This window comes from Bradyrhizobium sp. MI1.3 (assembly GCF_055811695.1).
Map to the genome: position 1 here is coordinate 13,276 of NZ_JBVVPQ010000066.1, position 23,469 is coordinate 36,744.

Genomic DNA, 23,469 nt, shown 5'->3' on the forward strand with positions numbered 1-23,469 from the left:
TCGGTGTGGGGGCCCCCGGGTGCCCCCCCGGCCCACCGGGGGGCCGTGCCCCCGTGCCACCACCCCGGTATTTCGCGGCGCCCCAGCGGGGCTACGATCGTGCTTCGCGATGCGCCTCAGGCCGCGGCCTGCCCGAGTGCGGAAACGATGGTGTCGACGACGTCCTCGACCAGGATGCGATCCTCGCCCTCGCCCATGACGCGGATCACCGGCTCGGTGCCGGAGGAGCGGATCAGCAGGCGGCCGTGGCCGTTGAGCCGCTGCTCGCCGTCGGAGATCGCCGATTTGACGTCGGAATTGTCGAGCGGCTTGCCGCCCTTGTGACGGACGTTCTTCAGAATCTGCGGCAGCGGATCGAAGCGGTGGCAGACTTCCGACACCGGCCGGCGCAGCTTCTGCACCACGGCAAGCACCTGCAATGCGGCCACGAAGCCGTCGCCGGTGGTGGCGTAGTCGGACAGGATGATGTGGCCGGACTGCTCGCCCCCGAGATTGTAGCCGCCGTTCAGCATCTGCTCGAGCACGTAGCGATCGCCGACCGGCGTGCGCACGAGATCGAGCCCCTGCGCATTGAGGAAGCGCTCGAGCCCGAGGTTCGACATCACGGTGGCGACGATGCCCGATCGCGACAGCCGGCCGTCTTCCTTCCAGCTCTGCGCGATCACCGCGAGCAGCTGGTCGCCATCGACGATGTGGCCGCGCTCGTCGACCAGGATGACGCGATCGGCGTCACCGTCGAGCGCGATGCCGATGTCGGCGCGCATCTCGCGCACCTTCTTCGACAGCGCTTCCGGCGAGGTGGAGCCGCATTCCTTGTTGATGTTGAAGCCGTCGGGCTCGACTCCGATCGCAATCACGTCGGCGCCCAGCTCCCACAGCGCTTCCGGTACCACCTTGTAGGCGGCGCCGTTGGCGCAATCGACCACGACGCGCAGGCCGTCGAGCGACAGATCGCGCGGCAGCGTGCGCTTGGCGAATTCGATGTAGCGATCATGCACGCCATCGATGCGGCGGGCGCGGCCGAGGCTGGCGCTCTGGGCAAGACGCTTGTCGATGGGCTCGTCGAGCAGCTGCTCGATCTGCTTCTCGACGTCGTCGGAGAGCTTGAAGCCCTGCGGGCCGAACAGCTTGATGCCGTTGTCCTCGAACAGGTTGTGCGACGCGGAGATCATCACGCCGAGATCGGCGCGCATCGACTTGGTCAGCATCGCGACCGCCGGTGTCGGCATCGGGCCGACCAGCAGCACATCCATGCCGACCGAGGTGAAGCCCGCAACCATGGCGTATTCGATCATGTAGCCGGACAAGCGGGTGTCCTTGCCGATCACGACCCTGTGGCGGTGGTCACCGCGCTGAAACGCCAGGCCTGCGGCTTGGCCGACCTTGAGCGCGAGCTCCGGCGTGATCAGCCCGTTGGCGCGGCCCCGGATCCCGTCCGTCCCGAAATATTTGCGGCTCATATCGTCCCCCACGCGACAACCAGGGATCCCAAGACAACCTGCGGGTGCCCTGGCGGGACCCGCATCCCTGATTTGCTGAGGTCTTATAAAGCCATCGCGGCTAACTTGGCTTCAAAAAATATGATGAATCATTACGGAACCGGACGTACCCCGGCCCCGATAACGCCTTGTTAACGTTATATTTCCGGTGAGGACGCCGGAACAGGGCGGAACCGCGCCTAGTCCGAGCGCTTCACATGGCCGTCCCCGCGGCTCGGCGCCGGCTGGGTGACATTGACGGGATCGGAGCCCGGAAAGGTCTCTTCCAGACCTTCTTCCAGCGCCTCCTCGAGATCATGCTTCTCCTTGATCTCCTCCGGCGTCGGTCCGGTGTGCGGCCTGGTCATGGCGCCCTCCTCCAAAAGATTTTCAAACGATTTGGCTGTGCATCCAACCATGCTAGATGACCCCTCGATCTTCCGATGCAAGAGTCTTCCAGTACAAGACTCTTGATAGAAGACGGGCCGGGGAAACGTTCATGAAGCACATCACCTGTATCGACGATCTTCGCACACTGCATCAGCGCCGCGTGCCGAAGGCGTTTTTCGATTATTGCGACCGCGGCTCCTACGCCGAGGAAACGCTGCGCGCCAACCGCGATGACATGCAGGCCATCAAGTTCCGCCAGCGCATCCTGGTCGACGTCTCCAAACGCGACACCGCGACCACGATCCTCGGCGAGCCCTCGACCATGCCGCTGATACTCGCGCCGGTAGGCCTGCTCGGCATGCAGCATGGCGATGGCGAGATCCATGCCTGCCGCGCCGCGCAAGCCGCCGGTATCCCGTTCACGCAGTCGACGATGTCGATCTGCTCGATCGAAGACATCGCGGCCAGTGTCGAGAAGCCGTTCTGGTTCCAGCTCTACGTGATGAAGGACCGCGGCTTCATCAAGGAACTGATCCAGCGCGCGATCGCGGCGAAATGCTCCGCGCTGGTGCTGACAGTCGATCTCCAGGTCATCGGCCAGCGCCACGCCGACATCAAGAACGGCATGACGGTTCCGCCGGAATGGTCGCTCTCGAAGCTGATCGACTTTGCCACCAAGCCGACCTGGGTGTCGGGCGTGCTCCGGGGCAAGCGCCGCACCTTCGGTAACATCGCCGGACATGTGAAGAACACCGGGGATCTCAATCGCCTCGCCGAGTGGACGGCGTCGCAGTTCGACACGTCGTTGAACTGGAAGGACGTCGAGTGGGTCCGCAGCATCTGGCCGGGCAAGCTGATCATCAAGGGCATTCTGGACGTCGAGGACGCGGAGGAAGCCGCCAAGACCGGCGCGCAGGCTCTCGTCGTATCGAACCACGGCGGCCGTCAGCTCGACGGCGCGCCGTCATCGATCGAGGTGCTGCCCGAGATCGCCGAGGCGGTCGGTGACAGGATGGAGATCATGTTCGACGGCGGCATCCGCTCCGGTCAAGACGTGATGCGCGCGCTCGCGCTCGGCGCAAAGTCCTGCATGATCGGCCGCGCTTACGCCTATGGCCTGGGCGCCGGCGGCCAGGCCGGCGTCGCCAAGGCGATCGACATCATCCAGAAGGAGCTGCTCACCACCATGGGCCTGTGCGGCGTCAACAGGATTGACGAGATCGACGAACATATCATTGCGATGTGAACCGCAGCGGCAGTGCTGTAGGGTGGGTTAGCTCTGCGGCTGCGCGAAGCGCGGTCGCTGAGCGTAACCCACCAACTTCGGTCCGCATTTGCGGAAGCATGGTGGGTTACGGCTTCGCCTAACCCACCCTACAAATCTCCGCTTGGCGCGCTCCTCACATCGGCGGCGTCACCCCATCGCGGCCGACGTTGACGCGGTTGGCTTCCAGCGAACCATCGTCCTTCTTCACCGCGCCGAAAATGATCAGCTTGGCGCCGGGCTTGAGCTCGGATTTGTCGCTGGCGACGAAGGTGACGATCGGCGTGTCCGGAGGCACCACGACTTTCTTCTCGCCGTCCTTGTACTTGACCGTGATGTTCTGGCCGTCGGTGCCCTTCACCGTCTGCGCCACGGTGGCGTTGGTCATGGTCGAGTTGGCGCGCGCGTCCCAGGGACGAAAGCCTTCGGCCGCGCCGCGCTGGTTTTCGGGGAAGATGTGCACCGCGATCGCCTTCTGAGTGCCGTCGGGCTCCGGCAGGCCGGTGACGCCGATATAGGAGCCGTCCTTGATCTCCGACAACGACGTCTTCACCACCGCGAAGACGGCGACGTTGTCGGTCATGCGCACCTTCACGTCGCTGCCTTCGCGGGTCTTGATGCCGAGCGTGTTGCCGTCGACGCTCTCGATGGTGCCGCGGATGCGCACCGTCGGCGTCTGCTGCGCCAGGGCGGATGACGTGACGATGCAGGCCGCGAATGCGGCCATGCCAATGCGTGATATCCAGCTTCTCTTCGACATGTTGTTAGTCTCCATTTACATTGGCGGCGTCAGGCCGTCGCGGCCGACGCTGACGCGGTTGGTTTCGAACGAGCCGTCCGGCAGCTGCTTCATGAAGGCGATCACCTTGGCGCCGGCCTTCAGATCGGATTTGTCGCCGGGCACGAAGGTCACCACCGGCGTATTGTCGGCGACGAACACCTTCTTCTCGCCGTCCTTGTACTTGACCAGCAGCGTATGGCCGTCATTGCCGACGACGCTCTCCGACACGGTTGCATTGGTCATGCTGGAGTTGGGCTTGAGGTCATAAGGTCGCGAGCCCTCGCCGGTGCCGCGCATGCTCTCCGGAAACACGTGGACCTCGACCGCGTTCGCGCCACCGTCCGGTCCCGGCACGGTGGTGGCGCCGACGAAGGAGCCGGGCTTGATGTCGGCAAGTGAAATCCTGGTAATGCCCGACACGTTCACGTCGGAGGCGATGTGCAGCTTGACATCCTCGCCGCTGCGCGCCTTGACCTGCATCGTGTCGCCATTGACGCTTTCGATCGTGCCGCGGACGCGCGTCGGCACCGGCGCCCTTTGCGCAAGTGCCGAGAGGGTCGAGACGGCCACCATCGCGACGGCAATGAGCGGACGTGTGAAAGTTGCACGTTGAACAGACATGATGGTCTCCGATTGTCCCTATTGTCCCCTTACGGACATAGAACTCCGGAGGTTACGCGCTATTCTCTCAAGTCTTTGTGAGATCGGCCTCGACCAGCGCACGCAGCTCGGCCGTGACCTGCGGCCGCTGGCCGAACCACAGCTCGAAGCCGCGGACCGCCTGATGCAGCAGCATGCCGAGCCCGTCGGCGGTCTTCAGCCCGCGCGCCTTTGCGGCCGCGAGCAGCGGCGTCGCCAGCGGGACATAGACGAGATCGGCGACCACGGCGCCATCCGGCAGGCGCGCCACGTCAAGGTCGAGTGAAGGCTGGCCGTGCATGCCGAGCGAGGTCGTGTTCACGAGAAGTCTTGCACGCGACAGGATGTCGTCGATCCCGTCCCAGGCAACAGGATGCACCTTCGGCCCGAACTCGCGTGCAAGCATCTCGGCCCGGGCGATGGTGCGATTGGCGAGATGCACGCAGCTGATGCCGCGTTCGAGCAACCCGAACACGATGGCGCGCGAGGAGCCGCCGGCGCCCAGCACCAGCGCCTCTTCGGCTGCGTCCCAGCCGGGCGCGCTGGCATCGAGATTGCCGATAAAGCCCTCGACGTCGGTGTTGGTCGAGCGCAGCTCGCCGTCCGCAAACCACAGCGTGTTGGCCGCACCGACCGCCCGCGCGCGGGCATCGGGCGTCGAGAGCTCGAGCACGCCCTCCTTGTGCGGGATGGTGACGTTGGCGCCGACGAAGCCGCGCAGCGACAGCCGCAGCACGAAGTCGCGCAAATTGTCGGGTGGAACCGCCTCGATGACATAGCCACCCTCGATCCCGAGCGTGCGCAGCCAGTAACGATGGATCAGCGGCGAGCGCGAATGCGCAGCCGGCCATCCGATCAGACAGGCTGCGGGAGCCTTGGTCACGGTCGTCCTCCCCTAGGGTCGTTTCGGAGGCGATCCATTTCGCGTCCCGCAGGCCCTGTCAAGCGCGCGGGCGTCTCGGGAGAGGCTCGACGTCAGGTCGTGCCCGCCTGACCGGCCGCGGGATGCGCCGCACCGCCCTTGATGTCGGCGACCGCACGCGCGATGGTCTCGCGATAGCGGGCGCGTGGCGGCGTGACGCCATGGGTGAGCAGCGCGCGGCGAACCGTTGGCGATGCCCCCGTGATGAACAGCCGGATGCCCTGGCGGTGGGCCTTGGCGGCGACGCGGCCGAGCACGTTGGCCGCGGTCGAATCCAGGAACGGCACCGCGGCGAAATCGACCACGAATCCCTTGCGCTTGTCGGCGATGCCGTCGAGCACGCCGCCGATCGCCGAGGCTGCACCGAAAAAGAATGCGCCGGTGATGCGATAGACCAGCACGTCGCGATCGACCGCGAGGGCGGGGTCGTAGGGCACGCGCCCGCCATTATCGTCGTCGGGACGATCGGCGGCCACCAGCGGCGAACGTTCCTCGATGCCGGTCATTTCCGCCATGCGATGGATGAACAGGACCGCGCCAAGCGCGAAGCCGACCAAAATGCCTTCGGTCAGATCGCGGAAGATGGTGAGCAGGAAGGTTGCGAGCAGCACGACGGCATCGCCCCATGACGAGCGCAGCAGCGTCGCGAATTCGTGCTTCTCCGCCATGGTCCAGGCCACCACGACGAGCACAGCGGCGAGCGCGGCCAGCGGGATGTAGCTCGCGAGCGGCGCTGCGATCAGCATGAACAGCAGCAGGAAGACCGAATGCAGCATGCCCGCGAGCGGCCCGCGCGCGCCGGCACGGATGTTGGTCGCGGTACGCGCGATCAGCCCCGTGACACAAATGCCGCCGAACAGCGCCGAGCCGACATTGGCGGCACCTTGCGCCACCAGCTCGCAATTGGAGCGGTGACGGCGTCCGGTCATGCCGTCGGCCACCACCGCCGACAGCAGCGATTCGATGGCGGCGAGCAGCGCGAAGGAGATCGCATCCGGCAGCACGGCACTCGCCTTCGCGAGCGAGAACGCAGGCAAGGCCGGCGAGGGCAGTTCGCGCGGAATGCCGCCGAAGCGCGATCCGACGGTCTCGACCGGCAGCGACAGCACGGCACATGCGACCGCCGCGAGCACGACCGCGATCAGGATGCCCGGCCAGGACGGCCGCCAGCGTCGCAGGCCGGCGATGATGGCGATGCTGACGATCGCAACCGCCAGCGCTGACGGATTGACGCTGTGCAAGCCTGCGGCCAGCGCTGCGAGTTTTGGCACGAATTCGCTGGGCTCCTTGCCCGCCAGCGTGATCCCTGCGAGGTCGCGCAGCTGGCTTGCGAAGATGATGACGGCGATGCCGGCGGTGAAGCCGACCGTGACCGGATAGGGGATGAACTTGATGTAAGTCCCGACGCGCAGGAAGCCGGCGGCGATCAGGAACAGCCCCGCCATCAGCGTGGCGAGGATGACCCCGTCGACGCCGTGACGATCGGCGGTCGCCGCAACCAGCACAATGAAGGCTCCGGCTGGACCGCCGATCTGGAACCGGCTGCCGCCGAGCAGCGATGCGATGAAGCCGCCAACCACCGCGGTGTAGAGTCCGCGGTCCGGCGTCACGCCCGAGGCGATCGCGATGGCCATCGACAGCGGCAGCGCGACGATCGCGACCGTGAGGCCCGCGAACACATCAGCGCGGAAATCCGCTAGGCCGTAGCCCTCGCGCCATACGGTGACGAGCTTTGGCAAATAGAGTTCGGTAAAGGTCGGCCGACGAAGCTGGTGCAGCTTGCCTGCGTGTTCGCCTGTGATGCTCATTTCAGCAAGATGCTCCGCTGCCCACAACGCTCCGATGCATCGTGCGGCCGCGTATCGGGGCGCGACGGTGCGTTAGTCAAGACTGCTTCCGAGCATGATCATTGCGGGATCATGCTCCCACCCGACGCGGCGGCCCCGGCTCCTTGAGCCGAACGCCGCGTCCGCCGCCTTCGCTGCGCACCTGTTCGCCGATCAGCTCGACGCCGGCCCGATCAAAGGCTTCGACCACCTTCATCAAGGTCTCGACCACGCCGCGGACGTTGCCGGTGCTCGCCTCCATCCGCTGAATGGTCGGCAGCGAAACGCCTGCGAGCTCCGCCAAGGCCCTCTGGTCAATGCCGAGCAGCGCGCGCGCTGCCCGCATCTGGAACGACGTGATCACCTTGGCCTCACGTTTCAGCCTTTATAAGTAATATCTGAAGCATGTACAATGATGTAAAATACATCATTCAAGGCCGTGCGCAAGCACTTTATCGCTCCCGTCTGTCTCCACCGTCATTGCGAGCGCAGCGAAGCAATCCAGGCTGTCCCCGCGGAGGGATTCTGGATTGCTTCGCTGCGCTCGCAATGACGGGGTGGCGAGGCAGCCCCTCACCCCACCCTCTCCCCGTAAAGAACGGGGAGAGGGGGTGAGAGAGCGTGCTCCCCTTACTGCGCGAGAGACAGACTCACGCCGCGTGTTGATGCGCGGCGATGATCTGGTCGGCGGCGCGCCCCGTGACTTCGGCCATGTGGTCGAACTGGCGGGTGAAGCTGCCGGCGCCTGCCGTGGCCGAGCGCAGTTCGACGATCAACTCGCCGATCTCGGCTTCCGGCATCATGGCGCGGACGCAGTCCCATCCGCTCCAGCCGTCGCGGGTGTCGAAGCCGAGGATCTGGCCGCGCCGTGCCGATAGGATCGCGTTGATCTTGGCGGTGGCGTCGGTCGGGCAGACGATCTCGACCACGTGGATCGGCTCCAGCAGCACCGACTGGCATTGCGGCAGGCCCTCGGTGAGCCCGACCCGCGCCGCCGTGCGGAAGGCGAGGTCGGAGGAATCGACGCTGTGATAGGAGCCGTCGGTCAGCGTCACCTGCAAATCGGTGACCGGGAAACCGAGCGGGCCGCGGGCGAGCCCGTCGACGACGCCCTCTTCCACCGCGCCGATGTAGTTGCGCGGCACCGCGCCGCCGACCACCTTCTCGGCGAACTTGAAGCCCTCGCCGCGCGGCAGCGGCCTGATGTCGAGCACGACGTCACCGAACTGGCCATGCCCGCCGGACTGTTTCTTGTGGCGGCCGCGCTGGACGATCGGCTTGCGGATGGTTTCCTGATAGCCGATCGCAGGCGGATGCGAGGCGACCTTGACGCCGAAACGATCGCGCAGCCGCTCGCTCGCGACGCGCAAGTGCATCTCGCCCTGACCCCACAGCACGGTGTCGTGGGTCTGGGCGTTCATCACGAAGACGAGCGAGGGATCCTCCTCGTGCAGCCGCATCAGCGCCTGACCGAGCTTGACGTCGTCCTTGCGGTCGGTGGCCGCAACCGAGATCGCGAGCACCGGCGGAGTGGGCTCGCTGGCGGCAAGCGCTGCCGGCGGGGTCTTGCCGTTCGAAACCGTGTCGCCGGTCTTGATCGGGTCGAGCTTAGCGAGCGCCACCGTGTCGCCGGCTTCCGCCGCGGCACGCTTGGTGTCGTAGGCCCCGGTGACGGCGAGGATGCCGGAGATGCGGCTGACCCCGCCGGAGGAGGATTGCAGCGTAGCACCGTCGTCGAGATGGCCCGCGAGCATCCGCGTCAGCGAGAGCTTGCCGCCGTGCTGCGAATGCAGAGTCTTGAAGACGAAGCCGAGGACGTCTCTGGTCTCGGGAACGCCGAGACGCTTTGCGGTCTCCGCGATACCGGGCGCCTCGTGGCGCAGCGCTTTCATCAAACGCAGCACGCCGTTTTCGCGTGCGGCGGCGCCCAGCAGCACGGGGCAGATCAGCCCGTCGCGCAATTCGCGCGCGAGATCGTCGAACACGGCGTCGCGCGGCGGCTGGATGTCCTCGAGCAGCTGCTCCATCAGCGCATCGTCATGATCGGCGAGCTTCTCCAGCATCGAGAAGCGGGCCTCCTTCTCGCGATCGAGATCGCCGCCTTGGAGCGCGACGACTTCGGAGGCCTTGTGCTCGCGGTAAATGAACGCACGCTCCAGCGCGAGATCGACGAAGCCCTCGATCAGCTCGTCCTTCCAGATCGGGATCTGGCGCAGCACCAGCGGCACGCGCGAGGCGGGCTGGAGTATCTCGAGCGTCTCGCGGATGCGCTTGTTGGCGCGGTCGATCTTGTTGAGGAACAGGAAACGCGGGATCTTCAGTTCTTCCAGCTCGCGCAGAATGATCTGAAGCTGCGGCAGCTTCTTCTCGTCGGCTTCGCAGACCACGATTGCGGCATCGACCGCGGGCAGCGCGGCGCGCATGTCGTGGGCAAATTCGACGGAACCGGGACAATCGAGGAAGGTGTAGCTGTCGCCCATGAAACTCGTGGTGACGGCAGTCAGCCCGACGGTCATCTTGTGATGACGGGCCTCTGGCGCGGCGTCGCCGACGGAGGTTCCGGCGTCGACGCTGCCGGCGCGCGGGATTGCGCCGGTTCGCGCCAGGATGGCTTCGAGAAGTGTGGTTTTACCGCTTTGGAAAGGGCCCACCAGCGCGATGCACCGTGGACCTCGGGGACTTCTGACGTCTTGTCCCATTCGCCGCCTCCTTGGTGTGGAGCTCGGCCCATGATTGGGTCGGCAAACGCCGATGCTCTGCCCGTCCCCGAGATTTGGCAAGCATCAAACGTCGCTGCGGTGCGTCGTTGCCGGAATCGCGTCGGAGCGACGCGATTCGCACACGGGAGTTGTCAACGGCCCGGGTGGAGTTCCAGGCTCTCGAGGCCGGCGGCGACGTTGAGGCCGACCTGGCCCTGCACGCTGAGTGGCTGGAGCGCGATCGAATTATTGGAGCCGCCGACCAGCACGTTGCCGCCGAGGCCGACGCCGACCGATGCGCTGCCCTGCGCACCGGCGTAGGTGCCGGCGAGGTCGCCCGGGCCGAGCCGGTTCACCGGCGCGAACACGCCCCAGGCGAGTGCCGTTTCCTGGGTGATGCCGAGGTCGAGGCCCACCTTGCGGATCGTCGCGACGTAACGGTCGTCCGGCAAACCATCGACGCGCAGCACGCAGCCGAGATTGGTTACCGATCCCACGATGAAGCCTACGCTGGCGCCGCCGCGGCATTCGAGCACGCCCACCTGCACCATCCGGGACTGCGCGCTGGCGCCCACAACGGAGGCAACGAAGCTCGCAACGGCAAGCCCGGCGAGGAGGAGTGAACGGCGCATGAATATCTCCGGCGATGAATGTGATGCGAGCAGAGAGAGCGCCCCACCCGTGATGCGCGATGGTCTATGCCACAATAGTTTTGCGTGTGCCAGATCGAACGCGTCTAAAAGCGAGTTCGCGGAGAGAGCCCCTCACCCCACCCTCTCCCCGTAAGAACGGGGCGAGGGAGTGCACGAGCAGTGTGTCCCTCACTTCATGGGCCCATCGAACTTCAACGGGACGCCGCGAGCGCCCTTAACCTCTCCCTGCTCTTTGCGGGGGGAGGTCGGATCGCTTTGGCGCGCAAGTGCGCGCCAAGCGATCCGGGTGAGGGGCAGGGCACAGCATCGGCCCAAGCAATAGTCCATCCAACTTCACTCATCGAAGCACCCATAAAAAAAGGCCCGCGCGAAGCGGGCCTTTCCAATTTGCACTGTCGCGACAGCCTTACCGCAGATTGCCGCAGAAGCGCTGGATGCGCTTGCAGGCGTCTTCGAGGTCGGAGGTCTTGGTCGCGTAGGAGATACGGAACGCGGGGCCGAGGCCGAACGCCGAGCCCTGCACCACGGCGACACCTTCGGTCTCCAGCAGTTCGGTCACGAACGTCTCGTCATTGTCGATCACCTTGCCCGACGGCGCGGTCTTGCCGATGGTGCCGGCGCAGGACGGATAGACGTAGAAGGCGCCCTCGGGCCGCGGGCATTCGATGCCCTTGGCCTGGTTGAGCATGGAGACGACGAGGTCGCGACGCTCCTTGAACACCTTGTTGTTGGCCGGGATGAAGTCCTGCGGACCGTTCAGCGCCTCGACCGCGGCCCATTGCGCAATGGACGACGGGTTCGAGGTCGACTGCGACTGGATCGTCGACATCGCCTTGATCAGCTGCGCCGGACCGCCGGCATAGCCGATGCGCCAGCCGGTCATGCAATAGGCCTTCGACACGCCGTTCACGGTGAGCGTGCGATCGTAGAGTTTCGGCTCGACCTGCGCGACCGTGGTAAACTGGAAATCGTCATAGACGAGATGCTCGTACATGTCGTCGGTCATGACCCAGACGTGAGGATGCTTCACCAGCACGTCGGTGAGCGCCTTCAGCTCGGTCCTGGTGTAGGCAGCTCCCGTCGGATTCGACGGCGAGCACAGGATCACCCATTTGGTCTTCGGCGTGATCGCGCGCTCGAGCGCCTCGGCCTGGAGCTTGAAGCCGGTCGCGGCGGTGCAGACCACCGGCACCGGCTCGCCGCCGGCGAGCGCCACCATCTCGGGATAGCTGACCCAGTACGGTGCGGGGATGATCACCTCGTCGCCCGGATTGATGGTTGCCATCAGCGCGTTGTAGAGCACCTGCTTGCCGCCGGTGCCGACGATGATCTGGTTCGCCTTGTAGACGACGCCGTTCTCGCGCTGAAACTTGGCGATGATGGCTTCCTTCAACTCGGGAATGCCGTCGACCGCGGTGTACTTGGTCTTGCCGGCTTCGATGGCGTGGATCGCGGCCAGCTTGATGTTCGCGGGCGTGTCGAAGTCGGGCTCGCCGGCACCTAAGCCGATGACGTTGCGGCCCGCCGCTTTCAGCGCACGTGCTTTATCCGTGACCGCGATGGTCGCGGACGGCTTCACACGGTCGAGCGCAGCGGCAAGGAAGGACATCGTCATCTCCTGACAAGCGTCGTGAACCCTTTGGCTTCACGACTCCGATTGTGGGAATGAGCCACCCTAAAACGAGTGCCGTTGCGCCGCAAGAAACTTCGGTCCGATCCCGCAAAAGTTTACGTGTCTGGCGCGCATCAAGGCGTGACTTTCCGCAATTTTCCGCAACTTTGCCGGGCAAATCCCACATATCCGACAAGGCGTGTCCTCGGAGCAATTTTGCGCGCTTTCAAGACGCCCATGAAGCTGACGGCAGTCCGGCGCTTGAGAGACCAGCGGCCGAGGCGATCACGACCTTCAACCCTCTCACACAAATGCGCCGACCAATGCGGCCGCATTGACGCAAGCGTGAACTGAGTTGGATGGTCGCACGGAAATGATCTTCCGCCGCATTGCAATGCGGTAGGGTTTTCGAGTTTTTCTATTGGCCGGGTCTTGCGGCGGATTCGCATCGGCATCATTGTTTAGCCGCGTTGCGGGGCAACAAGCGCCGCGCCCTCCCGTCTTCCGGAATCATCCCTAGAATGTACAAGCTCTATTCGATGCAGCGCTCGGGCAACAGCTACAAGGTCCGCCTTGCGCTGGCGCTGCTGAACTTGCCTTACGAAGCGGTCGAGGTGGACATTCTGCGCGGCGAGAGCCGCACCCCGGACTTCCTGGCCAAGAACCCATCCGGTCAGGTGCCGCTGCTCGAGGTCGGCGACGATCGCTATCTCGCCGAGTCCAACGCCATTCTCTGGTATGTCGCCGTCGGCACGCCGCTCGCGCCGGAGAACCGCATCGATCGCGCCGACGCGCTGCAATGGATGTTCTTCGAGCAGCACGCGCTGGAGCCGAACATCGGCGCGGCCTATTTCTGGCTGTCGCTGGTGAGGGGCGGCCGCGACCTCCAGACTCATTCGCTGGAGGACTGGATGGAGCGCGGCTATGGCGCGCTCCAGGTGATGGAGAATCACCTCAAGACCAACGCCTATTTCGCCGCCCGCCAGCTCACGGTCGCCGACATCGCGCTGTACGGCTATACCCACCTCGCCGACCGCTGCGACTTCGACCTCTCGACCTTCCCGGCGATCCGGGACTGGCTGAAGCGCGTGGAAGCGGCCCCCGGCTTCGTCGCAATGGACTGGCGGCCGGCCGACATCGAGGACCCCGCCAGCATCGCCGCCGGCGCCTGAGGGGCGATCGCGCTCTGGCGAATAGCGGGCATAAGGGTCACCATTGCCGCAATCTCGCCATTTTCACCCGATTGGCCGCCGCAATATTGCCGATTGCAACAGTGAAATTGTTCGATGTCGCGGGTGATTCGATCGCGCGTTGAAGGATTTAGACCATGATTCGGGCGTCCGGCACGGCGGGCTTTCAAGGCCAACCCGCAACCGTTTCGTCTTCCCGGCTGACCAACGCGGTCGCGGCCTCGCTCGCCGTCGCCGCGCTCTCGCTGTGCCTGATCGTCACCCTGACGGTGCTGTCGACCAAGGCGACCATGGCGATGGGCCTGCCGGTCTGATTCCCGCTTCATCCTGGACACGCCTTCAAGGCGAAGCGTCGCCCGCGCCGACCGGCATCGCGACAGGATTTCGATGAAATCACCTGTGGTCATCGTTGCAATCACCCTGACCGCGGCCATCCTGGTCGCGGCGTCGCTGTTGATCTTCGTCGGCACGCGCAAGGGCCAGGGGACGTCGACGCTGAATGCGCCCGCGCTGCAACAACGTCTCAAGCACGCGCACTTGGTCTAAAATCATCCGAAAGCTTTGCGCATGAATCAAAGCGCACCTTAAGCACACCGCGCGAAACCGCATCGCACTGGCGCGATAATCAGTCAGTGTTGCCGCCTTACCGCGTTCAGGGAGGAGCGAGACAGGCCCATGCGGTTGGGATGGCGTGCGATCTCCGGTCCGGCGCTGACGGCAGCGACTTTGCTGCTGGCGATGTTTTTCGATCGCTTCGTCCGCACTCCCTCGCCCGCGCCGCTGCTCGTCTGCATCGTGGCGCTCGCCGGCGCGCTCTCGGGTCCCGCTTCCGCCGTCGCCAGCGCAGCCATCGCCGTCATCGGCGCGGCACTGCTGCTCCTCAGCCGACACGGCGTTGCAGGTCTTACCACCGCGGATATGATCCGGCTCGGCGTCCTGGCCGCGACGGCCGCGGGCACCGCAGCCATCACCGGCCTGATGCGCCAGCGGCTGCTCGGCACGTTTGCCGCCGAACGTCGGAGCCACGCCACCGCCGCGCGGCTGTCGGCCGCGCTCGACCAGGTCGATATCGGCATCGTGCTGCTCGATGCCGAGACGCGCGCCGAATTCATCAACCGCGCGTTCCGCGATTATTTTGCGGTGCCGGACGACATCGCCGACGATAAGCCGCCGTTCATCGCGCTGATGTATCATGGCCGCGACACCGGCGCGTTCGAATTGCCCGAGGACGAGCTCGGCACTTTCATCGCACAGCGCATGGAGATGGTGCGGATCGGCGATGCCACGCCGATCGACATCGCCTTGCGCAATGGCGCGGTGTTGCGCTTCGTCTGTGCTGCGCTGCCCGATGGCGGGCGCATGCTGAGCTACACGCCCGTGACCGACCTCGTGCGCCACACCGATGCGCCGTCTCGCGCCGACTACTACCGCTCACTGCGCGATCCCACAGGCCGCAAGCTGATCCGGTATCTGCGCGTCGCGGAGTGATGCGCGATTGATCAGCACGTCCCTCATCACGTATGAAGGACACCTCATCGATCGCGGGAATCCATATGTCGCTCACCATTCGCTCCGTCACGAGGCAGGACTACGAACAATGGCTGCCGTTGTGGGACGGCTACAACGCCTTCTACGGCCGCTCCGGTCCGACCGCGCTCTCGCCCGACATCACGCGCGCGACATGGCAGCGCTTTTTCGATGCCTATGAGCCGGTGCACGGATTGGTCGCCGAGAGCGACGGCCGCCTGCTCGGGATGACGAATTACCTGTTTCACCGCAGCACCACCGCGATCGAGCCGTCCTGCTATTTGCAGGACCTGTTCACGACCGAGGCCGCACGCGGCAAGGGTGTCGGCTCGGCGCTGATCCATGGCGTCTACGAGCGCGCAAAGCTCGTGGGATCGCCGCGCGTGTACTGGCAAACGCACGAGACCAACGTCACGGCGCAGCGCCTGTACGACAAGGTCGCCGAGCGTTCCGGGTTCATCGTCTATCGCAAGATCTTCTGATCCTCGCGATCGCGACGCCTGTGGATAACTCTGCCTGTCACCCGCGCGTAACATAGCGGGACTAGGCTGCAGCTGCGTCTGGTCAGCCCCCCGTCACCGATCAAGCGCCCCAAAGCGGTCCCCGTCAGTCGCCGCGTCTGACAGGGGCCGCATTTTTTTGTCGGCAGTCGTTGTCCGCAGTTCCTTGTCAGCATGGCAGCAACGCGGCGCGCGGCTTGCTGCGGCGGCGTACCGCAGTCACAATAAGCCCCTGCCCATCTCCGACAGGGATCTCCCATGGAAATTCGTAATCTCGGCGCCTCCGGCCTGCGCGTGTCTGCGGTCGGGCTCGGCTGCAACAATTTCGGCCAGCGCACGGATTTGGAGACCTCGCGCAAGGTGATCCATCGCGCGCTCGATCTCGGCATCACGCTGTTCGACACCGCCGACATCTATGCCGGCATGGGCGGTTCGGAAACGGTGCTCGGCACCGTGCTTGGCGACCGCCGCAAGGAGATCGTGCTCGCCACCAAATTTTCCAAGCCGATGGCGACCGACGGAACCAAGCAGGGCGCTTCGCGCCGCTACATCATGAACGCAGTCGAGGCGAGCCTGACGCGGCTCAAGACCGACTACATCGATCTCTATCAGCAGCACGATTACGACCCGCTGACGCCGATGGAGGAGACGCTGCGCGCGCTCGACGATCTCGTCCGTCAGGGCAAGGTGCGCTACATCGGCAATTCCAACTTTCCGGCCTGGCGCATGGCGGAGGCCGAATTCACCGCGCGCGCGATGAATGTCAGCCGCTTCGTCTCCTGCCAGGACGAATACAGCTTGCTGGTGCGCGACATCGAGAAGGACCTGCTGCCGGCCGCACAAGAGTACAAGCTCGGTCTCCTGCCGTTCTTCCCGCTCGCAAGCGGCCTCCTCACCGGCAAGTACCAGCGCGGCGCGGCCGCCCCGACCGATACGCGATTCGGCAAGGTCCCGGCGTTACGCGACCGCTATGTCACGCCGCGCAATGAGGACATCGTCGAGAAGCTCACGGCATTCGCGAAAGCGCGCGGGCACAGCATGCTCGAGCTCGCCTTCTCCTGGCTCGCCGCGCGCCCGCAAGTGTCGAGCGTGATTGCCGGCGCCACCCGCGTCGAGCAGGTCGAGGAGAACGTGAAGGCGATTGCCTGGAAGCTCAGTCCGGAGGAGATGGCGGAGATCGACAAGATCACGCTGGGCTGATCGTTACGGCGTGGCGCGCTACTTGGCGCCGCGCCCCACCGTCTGCATCACCTCGAAGCCCTCGAACTGGGGATGGCCGAGATAGGTCGGCTTGGTATCGCCGGCCCGCGCATGCGCGGCACGAAAAGCATCCGATTTGGTCCAGGCCTCGAACGCCGCATGGTTCGCCCACACCGTGTGCGAGGCGTACAGCGTGTGGTCCTCGAGCTCGGGGCCACGCAGCAGATGAAACTCGACGAAACCCGGCACCTTGTCCAAATGGGTATCGCGCGAAAGCCAGACCTGCTCGAAAGCGGCCTCGGAGCCCTTGGCGACGCGGAAGCGGTTCATGGCGATGTACATGGATGATGGTCTCCTGATGTTCGCTCATCATGTCGTCATTACGGGACGCGCCGCAAGGCGCGGGCCCGGAATCGCAGTTTAAGCAACCAGCCCCTTCATCGGCCGTGCTCCCGCACTGTCCGGAAACACCGTCTCGGCCAGCACGCGATCGGACAGGCCAAACTGGCCCTGCAGCACGCCTTTGATCACGGAGCGCAGGTCGGTGGTGGGCTTGAGATCGCGGGCCTCGAAGAGATTGGCGGGCTTGAGACCTGGCCAGTCGGCGACGACACGACCGCCCTTCACCGCGCCGCCGGCGAGCAGCGCGATCGTTCCCGTGCCGTGATCGGTGCCGTCGGTGCCGTTGATGCGCGCGGTGCGGCCGAACTCGGTCGCGACCACCACGACGGTGTCGCGCCAGCGTTCCCCTAAGCCGCTTTCGAATTCGGCGAGCGCGCCGTCGAGCCCGCCGAGCAGGAACGCAAGGCGACCGATCGGCCCGCCTTCATTGGCGTGCGTATCCCAGCCATCGAACGCGAGCGCCGCGATGCGCGGGCCGTCGTCCGACGCCATCAGTTTTGCGGCGCCACGCGCGACCTGGCGCATCTGCGCGACCGCATTGCCCGGCTTCGGCTTCATGTCGTCGCCGCTCGCGGCCTTTTCCAGCTGAAGGCCCTGCGACAGCACGGCCGCCAGCGCGGGATCGCGGTGACGATAGAGCTCGACCAGACGCATCGCGGTGTCGTCGTCTGCTTGCGGCAGCGCCACCGGCGCCCAGCCGACGGTCGGCGCATTGCCGCGCAGCACCAGCGGCGTGGTCGGGCCGACGGCAAGAGCACTCGACACCCGCTCGCCGCGCGGCAGCGCCTCCAGCGCGCGGTTGAGCCAGCCGGATTGCACGCGACCCGGGCCGGCATAGCCGCTTTCGAGCACGTCCTGGCCGTCGAAATGCGAACGGTCGCGATAGGGCGTCGCCACCGCGTGGATCACCGCGGCATGCTTGTCGCGATACATGCGTGCGAACTCAGGCATCGACGGATGCAGCGCGAAGAAAGCATCGAGCATGATGGCGGGATGGGCGCCGTCCGCCGTGAGCGCGATCGCCCCGTGCAGGCCGGCATAATCGGGATCGCCGACCGGCGCGACGGTCGAGAGACCATCGAGCGCGCCGCGCAGGATCACCACGATCAGCCTGGGATCGCGGCCGTCAGCCGCGCGTGCGAATTTCGGCAAGTACGCCCAGGCCGCGAACGAGGCGCCGCCGAGCAGGAGGCCGCGGCGCGAGGTGAGGAGCCGGTTCTCGACGCAGTCGATCATCATCATCTCCTCTGCATTTCCGGCGACATCAACAGCAGCGCCAGCGCCTGCTGCCGCGACTCCGCCCGTTCGATGGTGCGCCGCGTTTCGATCGAGGCCGCATCTGCGGCGGCAAATTCCAACAAATCGAGCGGATCGATGTTGGGCCCGAGCCGCGCGCCCATTTGCGCGGCGATGTCGAGGCGGAGCTTGATGCCTTCCGGCGCAGCCCACGCGGCGCTGGTGTCGGCGAAACCATTCGGGCCGGCCGGCGACCACAGCGGCTGGCCCAGCAGATTGAGGTTGTTGAGGTAGGCGCCGGGATCCTCCGGCACGCGCGCGAGCAACCGGCCGCTCGCGATCAGGAAATCATAGGGGCTGCGCATCTTCGTCAGCGGAGCCTTCCACGCCTCGTCGGAATCAACCAGTGCCGTTGCGAGCGCCTTGAGATCCCCGTCGGTCTTGATGAAGACATCACGCAATCGCGCCACCAGCGCCGGCGGCGGATCGTCAGCGACGAAGTGGCGGACGATTTTGGTGGCGATGAAGTTCGCGGTCGAGGGATGGCGTGCGATGTCCGCGAGTGCGGCTTCGCCTTGCGCAAGGCCGGTTGGCTCGTAGCTCTTGCCGAGCAGCATTTGCGACCCGGGCTGGTGCGCATTGACGTTGAACACGAACGAACCGGGCGCTCCCAGCTGTCCCTGCCGGCCGGCGAAGGTCCAGCCGGTGATGATGCGCGCGAGCGAGGTGACGTCGTCCTGCGTGTAGCCGCCGCCGACGCCGAGCGTATGCAGCTCCATGATCTCGCGCGCGAGATTTTCGTTGAGCCCGCGCTTGCGGTTCTGGCCCGCGCGCGAGTCCGGTCCGAGCGATTGCTGGTTGTCGAGGAAGAACAGCATCGCCGGATGCTGCTCCACCGCTTTCAGCATGTCGGCGAAACGCCCGAGCACATGCGGCCTGATCGCCTCGCGCTCGAACGCGCCGGCCCATATTCGCGCCAGCTCGCCCTTGCTGGCGGAGATGCAGAAATGGTTGGACCAGAACACGACCAGACGTTCCGTGAAGCCGCACTCGACCAGGGTCGCGCGCTGCAACCGCGCCAACGCCTCGGCGCGAAAGGTCTTTTGGATGACGTTGAGCGGCTGCGGGGCGGGTTTTGCGGCAGCCGGCGCGGCCGCGTTGGGCTGCATGGTGTCCGGCTTCGCCATATTGTCCGCCGGCTTATTGTCGGTCGGTTTGTTGTCAGTAGGCTTGGCCTCGGCCATCTGGCCGGCGATCTCGGTTGCCGCAGCGTTCAGCGAGAGGTTGCGGCGCAGTCCGGGTTTCTGATCTGCCGGCGCTTGCGGCGGCGCTTCGGTCGGCGCGCCGGCTTTGGCGGCGGCCTCGCGCGCCTGCTTGACCTGATCCTGATAGGCAAACACCGCCTGCCCGAGCTGCGGCGTGGATTGCAGGCCCGGCGCCTCCAGCAGCACAGCGATAGGACGAGCCAGTTCCGCCTTCACAAAACCGCGAGGATCGGAGGCGGCGTTGATGAGATCGCCGGATGCGCCACCGCGAGCGCCGAAGCCGAAACGGTTGAGCGCGACGAGCGCGGCTTGGGAATCGCGGGCCATCGATGTGTCCTTCGCGCGTTGCCAACCGCTTTCCTGATACGTGCGCGAGGCGTAATATACCGCAGGGGGAGATGAACCCGACATGAAAATGACAGCACGGCTTTTGCGCAAATCATGACAAATCCGCAAGACATTCCAGTGCAGGAACCGCGCCGCCTCGCCTGCTCCCGCTGCGGCGCCGAATTCGGCTGCGACCTGTCGGGCACCTGTTGGTGCGCGGAAGAAACGGCGCGGCTGCCGATGCCGGTCAAGGGCGAGGATTGTTTGTGCCGGGCGTGCTTGCGCGAGGCGGCGGAGGCAACGTAATCCTCCGCGTCGTCCTGGCGAAAGCCAGGACCCATTACACCACGGAGTTGTTTGGCGAAGATTCGTCGTTCGGGACGTCTACCGAACGCCGTCGACAGATTCCGCGGTATGGGTCGTGGCTTTCGCCAGGACGACGCTGAGGAGAGACAGCTCGCGACAACTACACCGCGTGCCCCGGCGATCTCCGAGCCATTCCATCAAACCCATCCAGCAGCTTTTCGCGCCAGGCGTAGACCGGGTCGTCCGCTTCCAGCAGCTTGAACGGGCTGGTCACGCGCGCCCACTGAAAACCACCGAACACGATGTAGTCGGCATAGTTCGGTGCGGCGCCGCCGATGAAGGGCTGCTTCTTCAGGGCCTGCCGCATCGGCTCGAGCGATTTGCGGAAGGCGACCACGCCGGCATCGCGGCCCGACATCACCTCTTCCAGACTCTTGCCGAAACGCGCCTCGCGCGACTGGCGGAAATAGGCGGCGTCCACCGCGTCCAGATTCTTCGGAATGTCGGCGATGATCAATGGAAAGATGCCGCCGACGATGGCGATGTCGCCCCAGGCATTGAGCATGCGCGCCATGGCGCGGCCGCCCTCGCCGCCGAACAGCGACGGACGGTCCGGAAAATGATCCTCAAGATAATTCGCGATCGTCCAGGAATCGACCACCGGCTGGTCGTGATGCAGCAGCACCGGAACCTTCTCCGAGCCGTGCGGCGCGATCGCGCTCTTCTCGGTGAAGCGCCAGGGCAGCGTTTCCGCCGAAAGGCCCTTGTGCGCCAGCGCCATCCGCGTGCGCCAGCAGAACGGGCTGAACGGTCGCGAGGGATCGGTGCCGACAAGTTCGAACAGTTTGAACGACATGAAAGGGGTCTCCCGGTATTCCGTCATTGCGAGCGAAGCGAAGCAATCCAGGACTGCCGCCGCGGAAACATTCTGGATTGCTTCGCTTGCGCTCGCAATGACGGATGTGGCGGGAGCTAGCGCCCGTTCGTGCGCAGCAGTCTCTCGCCGTCCTCCGTCACCGCGATGACCAGCCCCATTCCGGGCAGCGTCTCGCGCGCGACATAGCCGCGGTCGGCGGCGTCTTCCCAGATGGTGAGGCGCGGACACGAGGTCTTCCAGGTCGCGATCACCTCGGCATAGGCGCGCGGCTCGCGCGCAACCCATTCGACGAAGTCCAGCACCAGCGGGTCGGCAGTCTCGCTCATTGCAAACCTCCCTTGTCGAAGGCGGCCAGCACGGGCGTGCGGACCAGCAGCCAACCGCCATAGGCGATGTAGTAGCAGGCGATGGTGGTGATCAGCTTCATCGACCAGGCCACGAATTGCTGGTCGGTCATGGCTTCGAGGATGCGCCGCGCCAGCGTGGTGCCGAGCATGGATGCCGCGATCGCGACCCCGGCGAGCACGGGGTCGAGCGTCGCCGCCTGGTCGATGATGCTGCCGAAATAAATCAGCTTGGTGAAATGGCTGACGAGCTGGCACATCGCCTTGGTCGCCACCTTCTCGCGCCGGCCGAAATCGCCGCCGAGGAAGAAGGTGTCGAGCAGCGGCCCCGACACGCCGGTCATCAGCATGAGGCCCATGCAGATCGTGCCGTAGACGGTGCCCTGCCAGAGACGGTCCGGATCCGGCTTGATGTTCGACGGCAGCAGCCGCGCCATGAACGGCGTGATTCCGAGCAGCAGCAGCGCGACCGGCTTGTCCGGCACGTAGCGCGTGAGCAACCACGCCGCAAGCGCGACGGCCGCGCCGACCATATAGTTCGCGACCGGCCGCCAGCGGATATGCGCGCGCCAGAGAAAGGCGCGCCAGCCGTTCGAGGCCATCTGCGTGATCGCATGCAACACCATCGCTGTCGGCAGCGGCATCAGAGCCAGCAGCACGCCGATCAGGATCAGCCCTCCCGCCATCCCGAACAGCCCCGACAGGAACGCGGTGCCGACCATCAGCAATCCAAGGGCAGCGATCATGATGGGCGTCACGCAAAAATCTCCGATTGGCCTTCTCCCCGCTCGCGGCGCGAAGCGAAGGGAAACGTGCCCCGCTTGCCCCGTCTACGCAAACTGAGTTATCTTGGCCTGGCATCAGCTTTCCTGAGGGTTGGTCATTTGCGGCGCTTGCTGTTTCTCAACGGCATCAAGGCATTCGAAGCCGCGGCGCGGGCCGGCAGCTTTGCCGCGGCCGGCCTTGAGCTGAGCGTATCGGCGGCGGCGGTCAGCCGCATGGTGCACATCCTGGAAGAACGGCTCGGCGTCGCGCTGTTCGAGCGCAAGGCCAACAAGCTGCTTCTCACGCAGGCGGGCCGCGCCTACCAGAGCGGGCTGACGCCGATCTTCGACGCGCTCGCAAGCCTCACCGCCCAGGTGACGGCGCCCTCGAGCGTCCGCGTGCTCACCATCGGCATCGGCCACACCTTTGCGATGCGCTGGCTGATCCCGCGCCTGTCGGAGTTTCGCAACGAGGAGCCCGACATCGAGGTGCGCTTCACCACCGGCGGCGCGTCGGTGCCGTTCGGCGAGGACTGGAGCTGCGGCATCCAGCTCGGGACCGGCGACTGGCCGGGGCTGGTCGCCGAGCCGCTGTTCGCCGGCGACCTCACACCGGTCTGCGTGCCCCGCCTCGCGTCCTCGCTGAAGCGCCCGGCCGATCTTAGGGGACCGAGCCTGATCCGCGTCGCGCATTCGCCCGAGGACTGGCCGATCTGGCTCAAGGCCGCGAACCTCGCGCGCATCAACGCGCGGGGACCGGAGTTCCAGTTCTACGGTCAGGCGCTTCAGGCTGCCGCCGACGGGCTCGGCATCGCCATGGGCATTCGGCCCTATATCGACGACGATCTCGCCGCCGGCCGGCTGGTCGCGCCATTCGATCTCTCGGTGCCCAAGGGCATGCGCTGGTATTTGCTCTATCGCAGCTTCCAGACCGAGCAGCGCGACTTTGCCGCGTTCCGCCGCTGGATCATGCGCGCGGCGTCGGAACCGGCCGCCCGTCCCATCCGGCGGACCGGCCGCACCAGCCCGCGGAACTGATCATCCACACGAACAGGTTTGCTGAAGCCGCGCGCCCGGAATGCGGTGCACCTCTCCGCTTGCTTGCGGGGGAGGTCGGCGCGAAACGCCGGATGAGGGTTCCCTCCACGTTGGGGAATCTCTCTGTGGAAACACCCCCGGCCCAACCCTCGCCCGCAAGCGAGGGCTTTGCGTAAATCGCGAATCTGCGATTCTCTAAGAGACATCTGAAGAGGATCTGGGGATGGCA

General features: G+C 65.5%; 25 protein-coding genes. 9 read left to right on the plus strand and 16 right to left on the minus strand.

Annotated features, from left to right (window positions below; genetic code table 11):
* Window positions 1–116: 116 nt before the first annotated feature.
* Together glmM and AC0L3A_RS32240 are read right to left on the minus strand one after the other, a co-directional pair.
* Window positions 117–1,460 carry a phosphoglucosamine mutase gene (gene glmM, locus AC0L3A_RS32235; RefSeq protein WP_007596723.1) on the minus strand — a complete coding sequence of 448 codons (1,344 nt, stop codon included), beginning with the start codon at window positions 1,458–1,460 and terminating at the stop codon, window positions 117–119.
* A 218-nt stretch (window positions 1,461–1,678) separates the two neighbouring features.
* A complete protein-coding gene (locus AC0L3A_RS32240) occupies window positions 1,679–1,846 on the minus strand; it encodes a hypothetical protein (protein WP_007596725.1) in 168 nt (55 codons plus the stop codon).
* A 131-nt stretch (window positions 1,847–1,977) separates the two neighbouring features.
* Here AC0L3A_RS32240 and AC0L3A_RS32245 point away from each other — a divergent pair, with 131 nt between their 5' ends.
* Window positions 1,978–3,114, plus strand: coding sequence for an alpha-hydroxy acid oxidase (locus AC0L3A_RS32245; protein WP_007596727.1), 1,137 nt, complete (start codon window positions 1,978–1,980; stop codon window positions 3,112–3,114).
* 154 nt (window positions 3,115–3,268) lie between these two features.
* On the opposite strand, the gene AC0L3A_RS32250 is transcribed toward AC0L3A_RS32245, so the two are convergent.
* The 8 genes from AC0L3A_RS32250 to AC0L3A_RS32285 all read right to left on the minus strand — a co-directional run bounded on the left by AC0L3A_RS32250 (window position 3,269) and on the right by AC0L3A_RS32285 (window position 12,261).
* On the minus strand, window positions 3,269–3,892 hold the full coding sequence (locus tag AC0L3A_RS32250; RefSeq protein WP_354128953.1) for a single stranded DNA-binding domain-containing protein: 624 nt from the start codon (window positions 3,890–3,892) through the stop codon (window positions 3,269–3,271).
* 15 nt (window positions 3,893–3,907) lie between these two features.
* On the minus strand, window positions 3,908–4,534 hold the full coding sequence (locus AC0L3A_RS32255; protein ID WP_007596731.1) for a hypothetical protein: 627 nt from the start codon (window positions 4,532–4,534) through the stop codon (window positions 3,908–3,910).
* Window positions 4,535–4,601: 67 nt separating this feature from the next.
* A complete protein-coding gene (locus AC0L3A_RS32260; RefSeq protein ID WP_007596732.1) occupies window positions 4,602–5,435 on the minus strand; it encodes a shikimate dehydrogenase in 834 nt (277 codons plus the stop codon).
* Window positions 5,436–5,527: 92 nt separating this feature from the next.
* Window positions 5,528–7,282 (minus strand): SulP family inorganic anion transporter, encoded by a 1,755-nt coding sequence (locus AC0L3A_RS32265; RefSeq protein ID WP_354128952.1) that lies wholly within the window; start codon window positions 7,280–7,282, stop codon window positions 5,528–5,530.
* Between the two features lie 109 nt (window positions 7,283–7,391).
* A complete protein-coding gene (locus tag AC0L3A_RS32270; RefSeq protein ID WP_007596742.1) occupies window positions 7,392–7,664 on the minus strand; it encodes a helix-turn-helix domain-containing protein in 273 nt (90 codons plus the stop codon).
* Between the two features lie 286 nt (window positions 7,665–7,950).
* Complete coding sequence (locus tag AC0L3A_RS32275; RefSeq protein WP_007596743.1) at window positions 7,951–9,999, minus strand: elongation factor G; 2,049 nt, start codon at window positions 9,997–9,999, stop codon at window positions 7,951–7,953.
* Between the two features lie 152 nt (window positions 10,000–10,151).
* Window positions 10,152–10,631 (minus strand): DUF992 domain-containing protein, encoded by a 480-nt coding sequence (locus AC0L3A_RS32280; RefSeq protein WP_007596744.1) that lies wholly within the window; start codon window positions 10,629–10,631, stop codon window positions 10,152–10,154.
* A 427-nt stretch (window positions 10,632–11,058) separates the two neighbouring features.
* Entirely contained in the window at window positions 11,059–12,261 is a 1,203-nt protein-coding gene (locus AC0L3A_RS32285; protein ID WP_007596745.1) for a pyridoxal phosphate-dependent aminotransferase, read from the minus strand.
* A gap of 524 nt (window positions 12,262–12,785) precedes the next feature.
* Here AC0L3A_RS32285 and AC0L3A_RS32290 point away from each other — a divergent pair.
* The 6 genes from AC0L3A_RS32290 (at window position 12,786) to AC0L3A_RS32315 (ending at window position 16,681) form a co-directional block, all read left to right on the plus strand.
* Window positions 12,786–13,436 (plus strand): glutathione S-transferase family protein, encoded by a 651-nt coding sequence (locus AC0L3A_RS32290; RefSeq protein ID WP_007596746.1) that lies wholly within the window; start codon window positions 12,786–12,788, stop codon window positions 13,434–13,436.
* A gap of 155 nt (window positions 13,437–13,591) precedes the next feature.
* Window positions 13,592–13,768, plus strand: coding sequence for a hypothetical protein (locus tag AC0L3A_RS32295; protein ID WP_007596747.1), 177 nt, complete (start codon window positions 13,592–13,594; stop codon window positions 13,766–13,768).
* 73 nt (window positions 13,769–13,841) lie between these two features.
* Window positions 13,842–14,000, plus strand: a complete 159-nt coding sequence (locus tag AC0L3A_RS32300) for a hypothetical protein (RefSeq protein WP_007596748.1) — start codon at window positions 13,842–13,844, stop codon at window positions 13,998–14,000.
* A 129-nt stretch (window positions 14,001–14,129) separates the two neighbouring features.
* Window positions 14,130–14,942 (plus strand): PAS-domain containing protein, encoded by an 813-nt coding sequence (locus AC0L3A_RS32305; RefSeq protein ID WP_007596749.1) that lies wholly within the window; start codon window positions 14,130–14,132, stop codon window positions 14,940–14,942.
* A gap of 65 nt (window positions 14,943–15,007) precedes the next feature.
* Window positions 15,008–15,463, plus strand: a complete 456-nt coding sequence (locus AC0L3A_RS32310) for a GNAT family N-acetyltransferase (RefSeq protein WP_007596758.1) — start codon at window positions 15,008–15,010, stop codon at window positions 15,461–15,463.
* A gap of 276 nt (window positions 15,464–15,739) precedes the next feature.
* Window positions 15,740–16,681: an aldo/keto reductase gene (locus AC0L3A_RS32315; RefSeq protein ID WP_007596763.1), complete on the plus strand. Its 942-nt coding sequence runs from the start codon at window positions 15,740–15,742 to the stop codon at window positions 16,679–16,681.
* A gap of 18 nt (window positions 16,682–16,699) precedes the next feature.
* Here AC0L3A_RS32315 and hmuQ read toward each other — a convergent pair whose 3' ends face one another.
* The 3 genes from hmuQ to AC0L3A_RS32330 form a co-directional block, all read right to left on the minus strand.
* Entirely contained in the window at window positions 16,700–17,023 is a 324-nt protein-coding gene (hmuQ, locus tag AC0L3A_RS32320; protein WP_007596764.1) for a heme-degrading protein HmuQ, read from the minus strand.
* A gap of 78 nt (window positions 17,024–17,101) precedes the next feature.
* Complete coding sequence (locus AC0L3A_RS32325) at window positions 17,102–18,319, minus strand: DUF1501 domain-containing protein (RefSeq protein ID WP_007596765.1); 1,218 nt, start codon at window positions 18,317–18,319, stop codon at window positions 17,102–17,104.
* Window positions 18,320–18,321: 2 nt separating this feature from the next.
* On the minus strand, window positions 18,322–19,911 hold the full coding sequence (locus AC0L3A_RS32330; protein ID WP_007596766.1) for a DUF1800 domain-containing protein: 1,590 nt from the start codon (window positions 19,909–19,911) through the stop codon (window positions 18,322–18,324).
* Window positions 19,912–20,025: 114 nt separating this feature from the next.
* Between AC0L3A_RS32330 and AC0L3A_RS32335 the strand changes: the two genes are divergently transcribed.
* The gene (locus AC0L3A_RS32335; RefSeq protein WP_007596767.1) at window positions 20,026–20,217 is read left to right on the plus strand and encodes a cysteine-rich CWC family protein; all 192 of its coding nucleotides are present in this window, start codon (window positions 20,026–20,028) and stop codon (window positions 20,215–20,217) included.
* A 160-nt stretch (window positions 20,218–20,377) separates the two neighbouring features.
* Here the strand turns inward: AC0L3A_RS32335 and AC0L3A_RS32340 are convergent, their stop codons facing one another.
* The 3 genes from AC0L3A_RS32340 to AC0L3A_RS32350 all read right to left on the minus strand — a co-directional run bounded on the left by AC0L3A_RS32340 (window position 20,378) and on the right by AC0L3A_RS32350 (window position 22,196).
* Entirely contained in the window at window positions 20,378–21,073 is a 696-nt protein-coding gene (locus AC0L3A_RS32340; RefSeq protein WP_219683661.1) for a glutathione S-transferase family protein, read from the minus strand.
* A 116-nt stretch (window positions 21,074–21,189) separates the two neighbouring features.
* On the minus strand, window positions 21,190–21,420 hold the full coding sequence (locus AC0L3A_RS32345; RefSeq protein WP_018453537.1) for a hypothetical protein: 231 nt from the start codon (window positions 21,418–21,420) through the stop codon (window positions 21,190–21,192).
* Window positions 21,417–22,196: a sulfite exporter TauE/SafE family protein gene (locus AC0L3A_RS32350; RefSeq protein ID WP_354128951.1), complete on the minus strand. Its 780-nt coding sequence runs from the start codon at window positions 22,194–22,196 to the stop codon at window positions 21,417–21,419. Before AC0L3A_RS32350 ends, AC0L3A_RS32345 begins: the two co-directional genes overlap by 4 nt.
* 126 nt (window positions 22,197–22,322) lie before the next feature.
* Between AC0L3A_RS32350 and AC0L3A_RS32355 the strand changes: the two genes are divergently transcribed.
* On the plus strand, window positions 22,323–23,240 hold the full coding sequence (locus tag AC0L3A_RS32355; protein ID WP_354128950.1) for a LysR substrate-binding domain-containing protein: 918 nt from the start codon (window positions 22,323–22,325) through the stop codon (window positions 23,238–23,240).
* Window positions 23,241–23,469 lie beyond the last annotated feature (229 nt).

Excerpts from the sequence above, each read along its gene's own strand:
- AC0L3A_RS32295 (WP_007596747.1), top strand. The coding sequence starts at position 13,592 with ATGATTCGGGCGTCCGGCACGGCGGGCTTTCAAGGCCAACCCGCAACC.
- AC0L3A_RS32345 (WP_018453537.1), bottom strand. The coding sequence starts at position 21,420 with ATGAGCGAGACTGCCGACCCGCTGGTGCTGGACTTCGTCGAATGGGTT.
- AC0L3A_RS32335 (WP_007596767.1), top strand. The coding sequence starts at position 20,026 with ATGACAAATCCGCAAGACATTCCAGTGCAGGAACCGCGCCGCCTCGCC.
- AC0L3A_RS32285 (WP_007596745.1), bottom strand. The coding sequence starts at position 12,261 with ATGTCCTTCCTTGCCGCTGCGCTCGACCGTGTGAAGCCGTCCGCGACC.
- AC0L3A_RS32340 (WP_219683661.1), bottom strand. The coding sequence starts at position 21,073 with ATGTCGTTCAAACTGTTCGAACTTGTCGGCACCGATCCCTCGCGACCG.
- AC0L3A_RS32280 (WP_007596744.1), bottom strand. The coding sequence starts at position 10,631 with ATGCGCCGTTCACTCCTCCTCGCCGGGCTTGCCGTTGCGAGCTTCGTT.
- AC0L3A_RS32290 (WP_007596746.1), top strand. The coding sequence starts at position 12,786 with ATGTACAAGCTCTATTCGATGCAGCGCTCGGGCAACAGCTACAAGGTC.
- AC0L3A_RS32275 (WP_007596743.1), bottom strand. The coding sequence starts at position 9,999 with ATGGGACAAGACGTCAGAAGTCCCCGAGGTCCACGGTGCATCGCGCTG.
- AC0L3A_RS32265 (WP_354128952.1), bottom strand. The coding sequence starts at position 7,282 with ATGAGCATCACAGGCGAACACGCAGGCAAGCTGCACCAGCTTCGTCGG.
- AC0L3A_RS32255 (WP_007596731.1), bottom strand. The coding sequence starts at position 4,534 with ATGTCTGTTCAACGTGCAACTTTCACACGTCCGCTCATTGCCGTCGCG.
- AC0L3A_RS32300 (WP_007596748.1), top strand. The coding sequence starts at position 13,842 with ATGAAATCACCTGTGGTCATCGTTGCAATCACCCTGACCGCGGCCATC.
- hmuQ (WP_007596764.1), bottom strand. The coding sequence starts at position 17,023 with ATGTACATCGCCATGAACCGCTTCCGCGTCGCCAAGGGCTCCGAGGCC.
- AC0L3A_RS32305 (WP_007596749.1), top strand. The coding sequence starts at position 14,130 with ATGCGGTTGGGATGGCGTGCGATCTCCGGTCCGGCGCTGACGGCAGCG.
- AC0L3A_RS32325 (WP_007596765.1), bottom strand. The coding sequence starts at position 18,319 with ATGATCGACTGCGTCGAGAACCGGCTCCTCACCTCGCGCCGCGGCCTC.
- AC0L3A_RS32245 (WP_007596727.1), top strand. The coding sequence starts at position 1,978 with ATGAAGCACATCACCTGTATCGACGATCTTCGCACACTGCATCAGCGC.
- AC0L3A_RS32240 (WP_007596725.1), bottom strand. The coding sequence starts at position 1,846 with ATGACCAGGCCGCACACCGGACCGACGCCGGAGGAGATCAAGGAGAAG.
- AC0L3A_RS32310 (WP_007596758.1), top strand. The coding sequence starts at position 15,008 with ATGTCGCTCACCATTCGCTCCGTCACGAGGCAGGACTACGAACAATGG.
- AC0L3A_RS32250 (WP_354128953.1), bottom strand. The coding sequence starts at position 3,892 with ATGTCGAAGAGAAGCTGGATATCACGCATTGGCATGGCCGCATTCGCG.
- glmM (WP_007596723.1), bottom strand. The coding sequence starts at position 1,460 with ATGAGCCGCAAATATTTCGGGACGGACGGGATCCGGGGCCGCGCCAAC.
- AC0L3A_RS32315 (WP_007596763.1), top strand. The coding sequence starts at position 15,740 with ATGGAAATTCGTAATCTCGGCGCCTCCGGCCTGCGCGTGTCTGCGGTC.
- AC0L3A_RS32330 (WP_007596766.1), bottom strand. The coding sequence starts at position 19,911 with ATGGCCCGCGATTCCCAAGCCGCGCTCGTCGCGCTCAACCGTTTCGGC.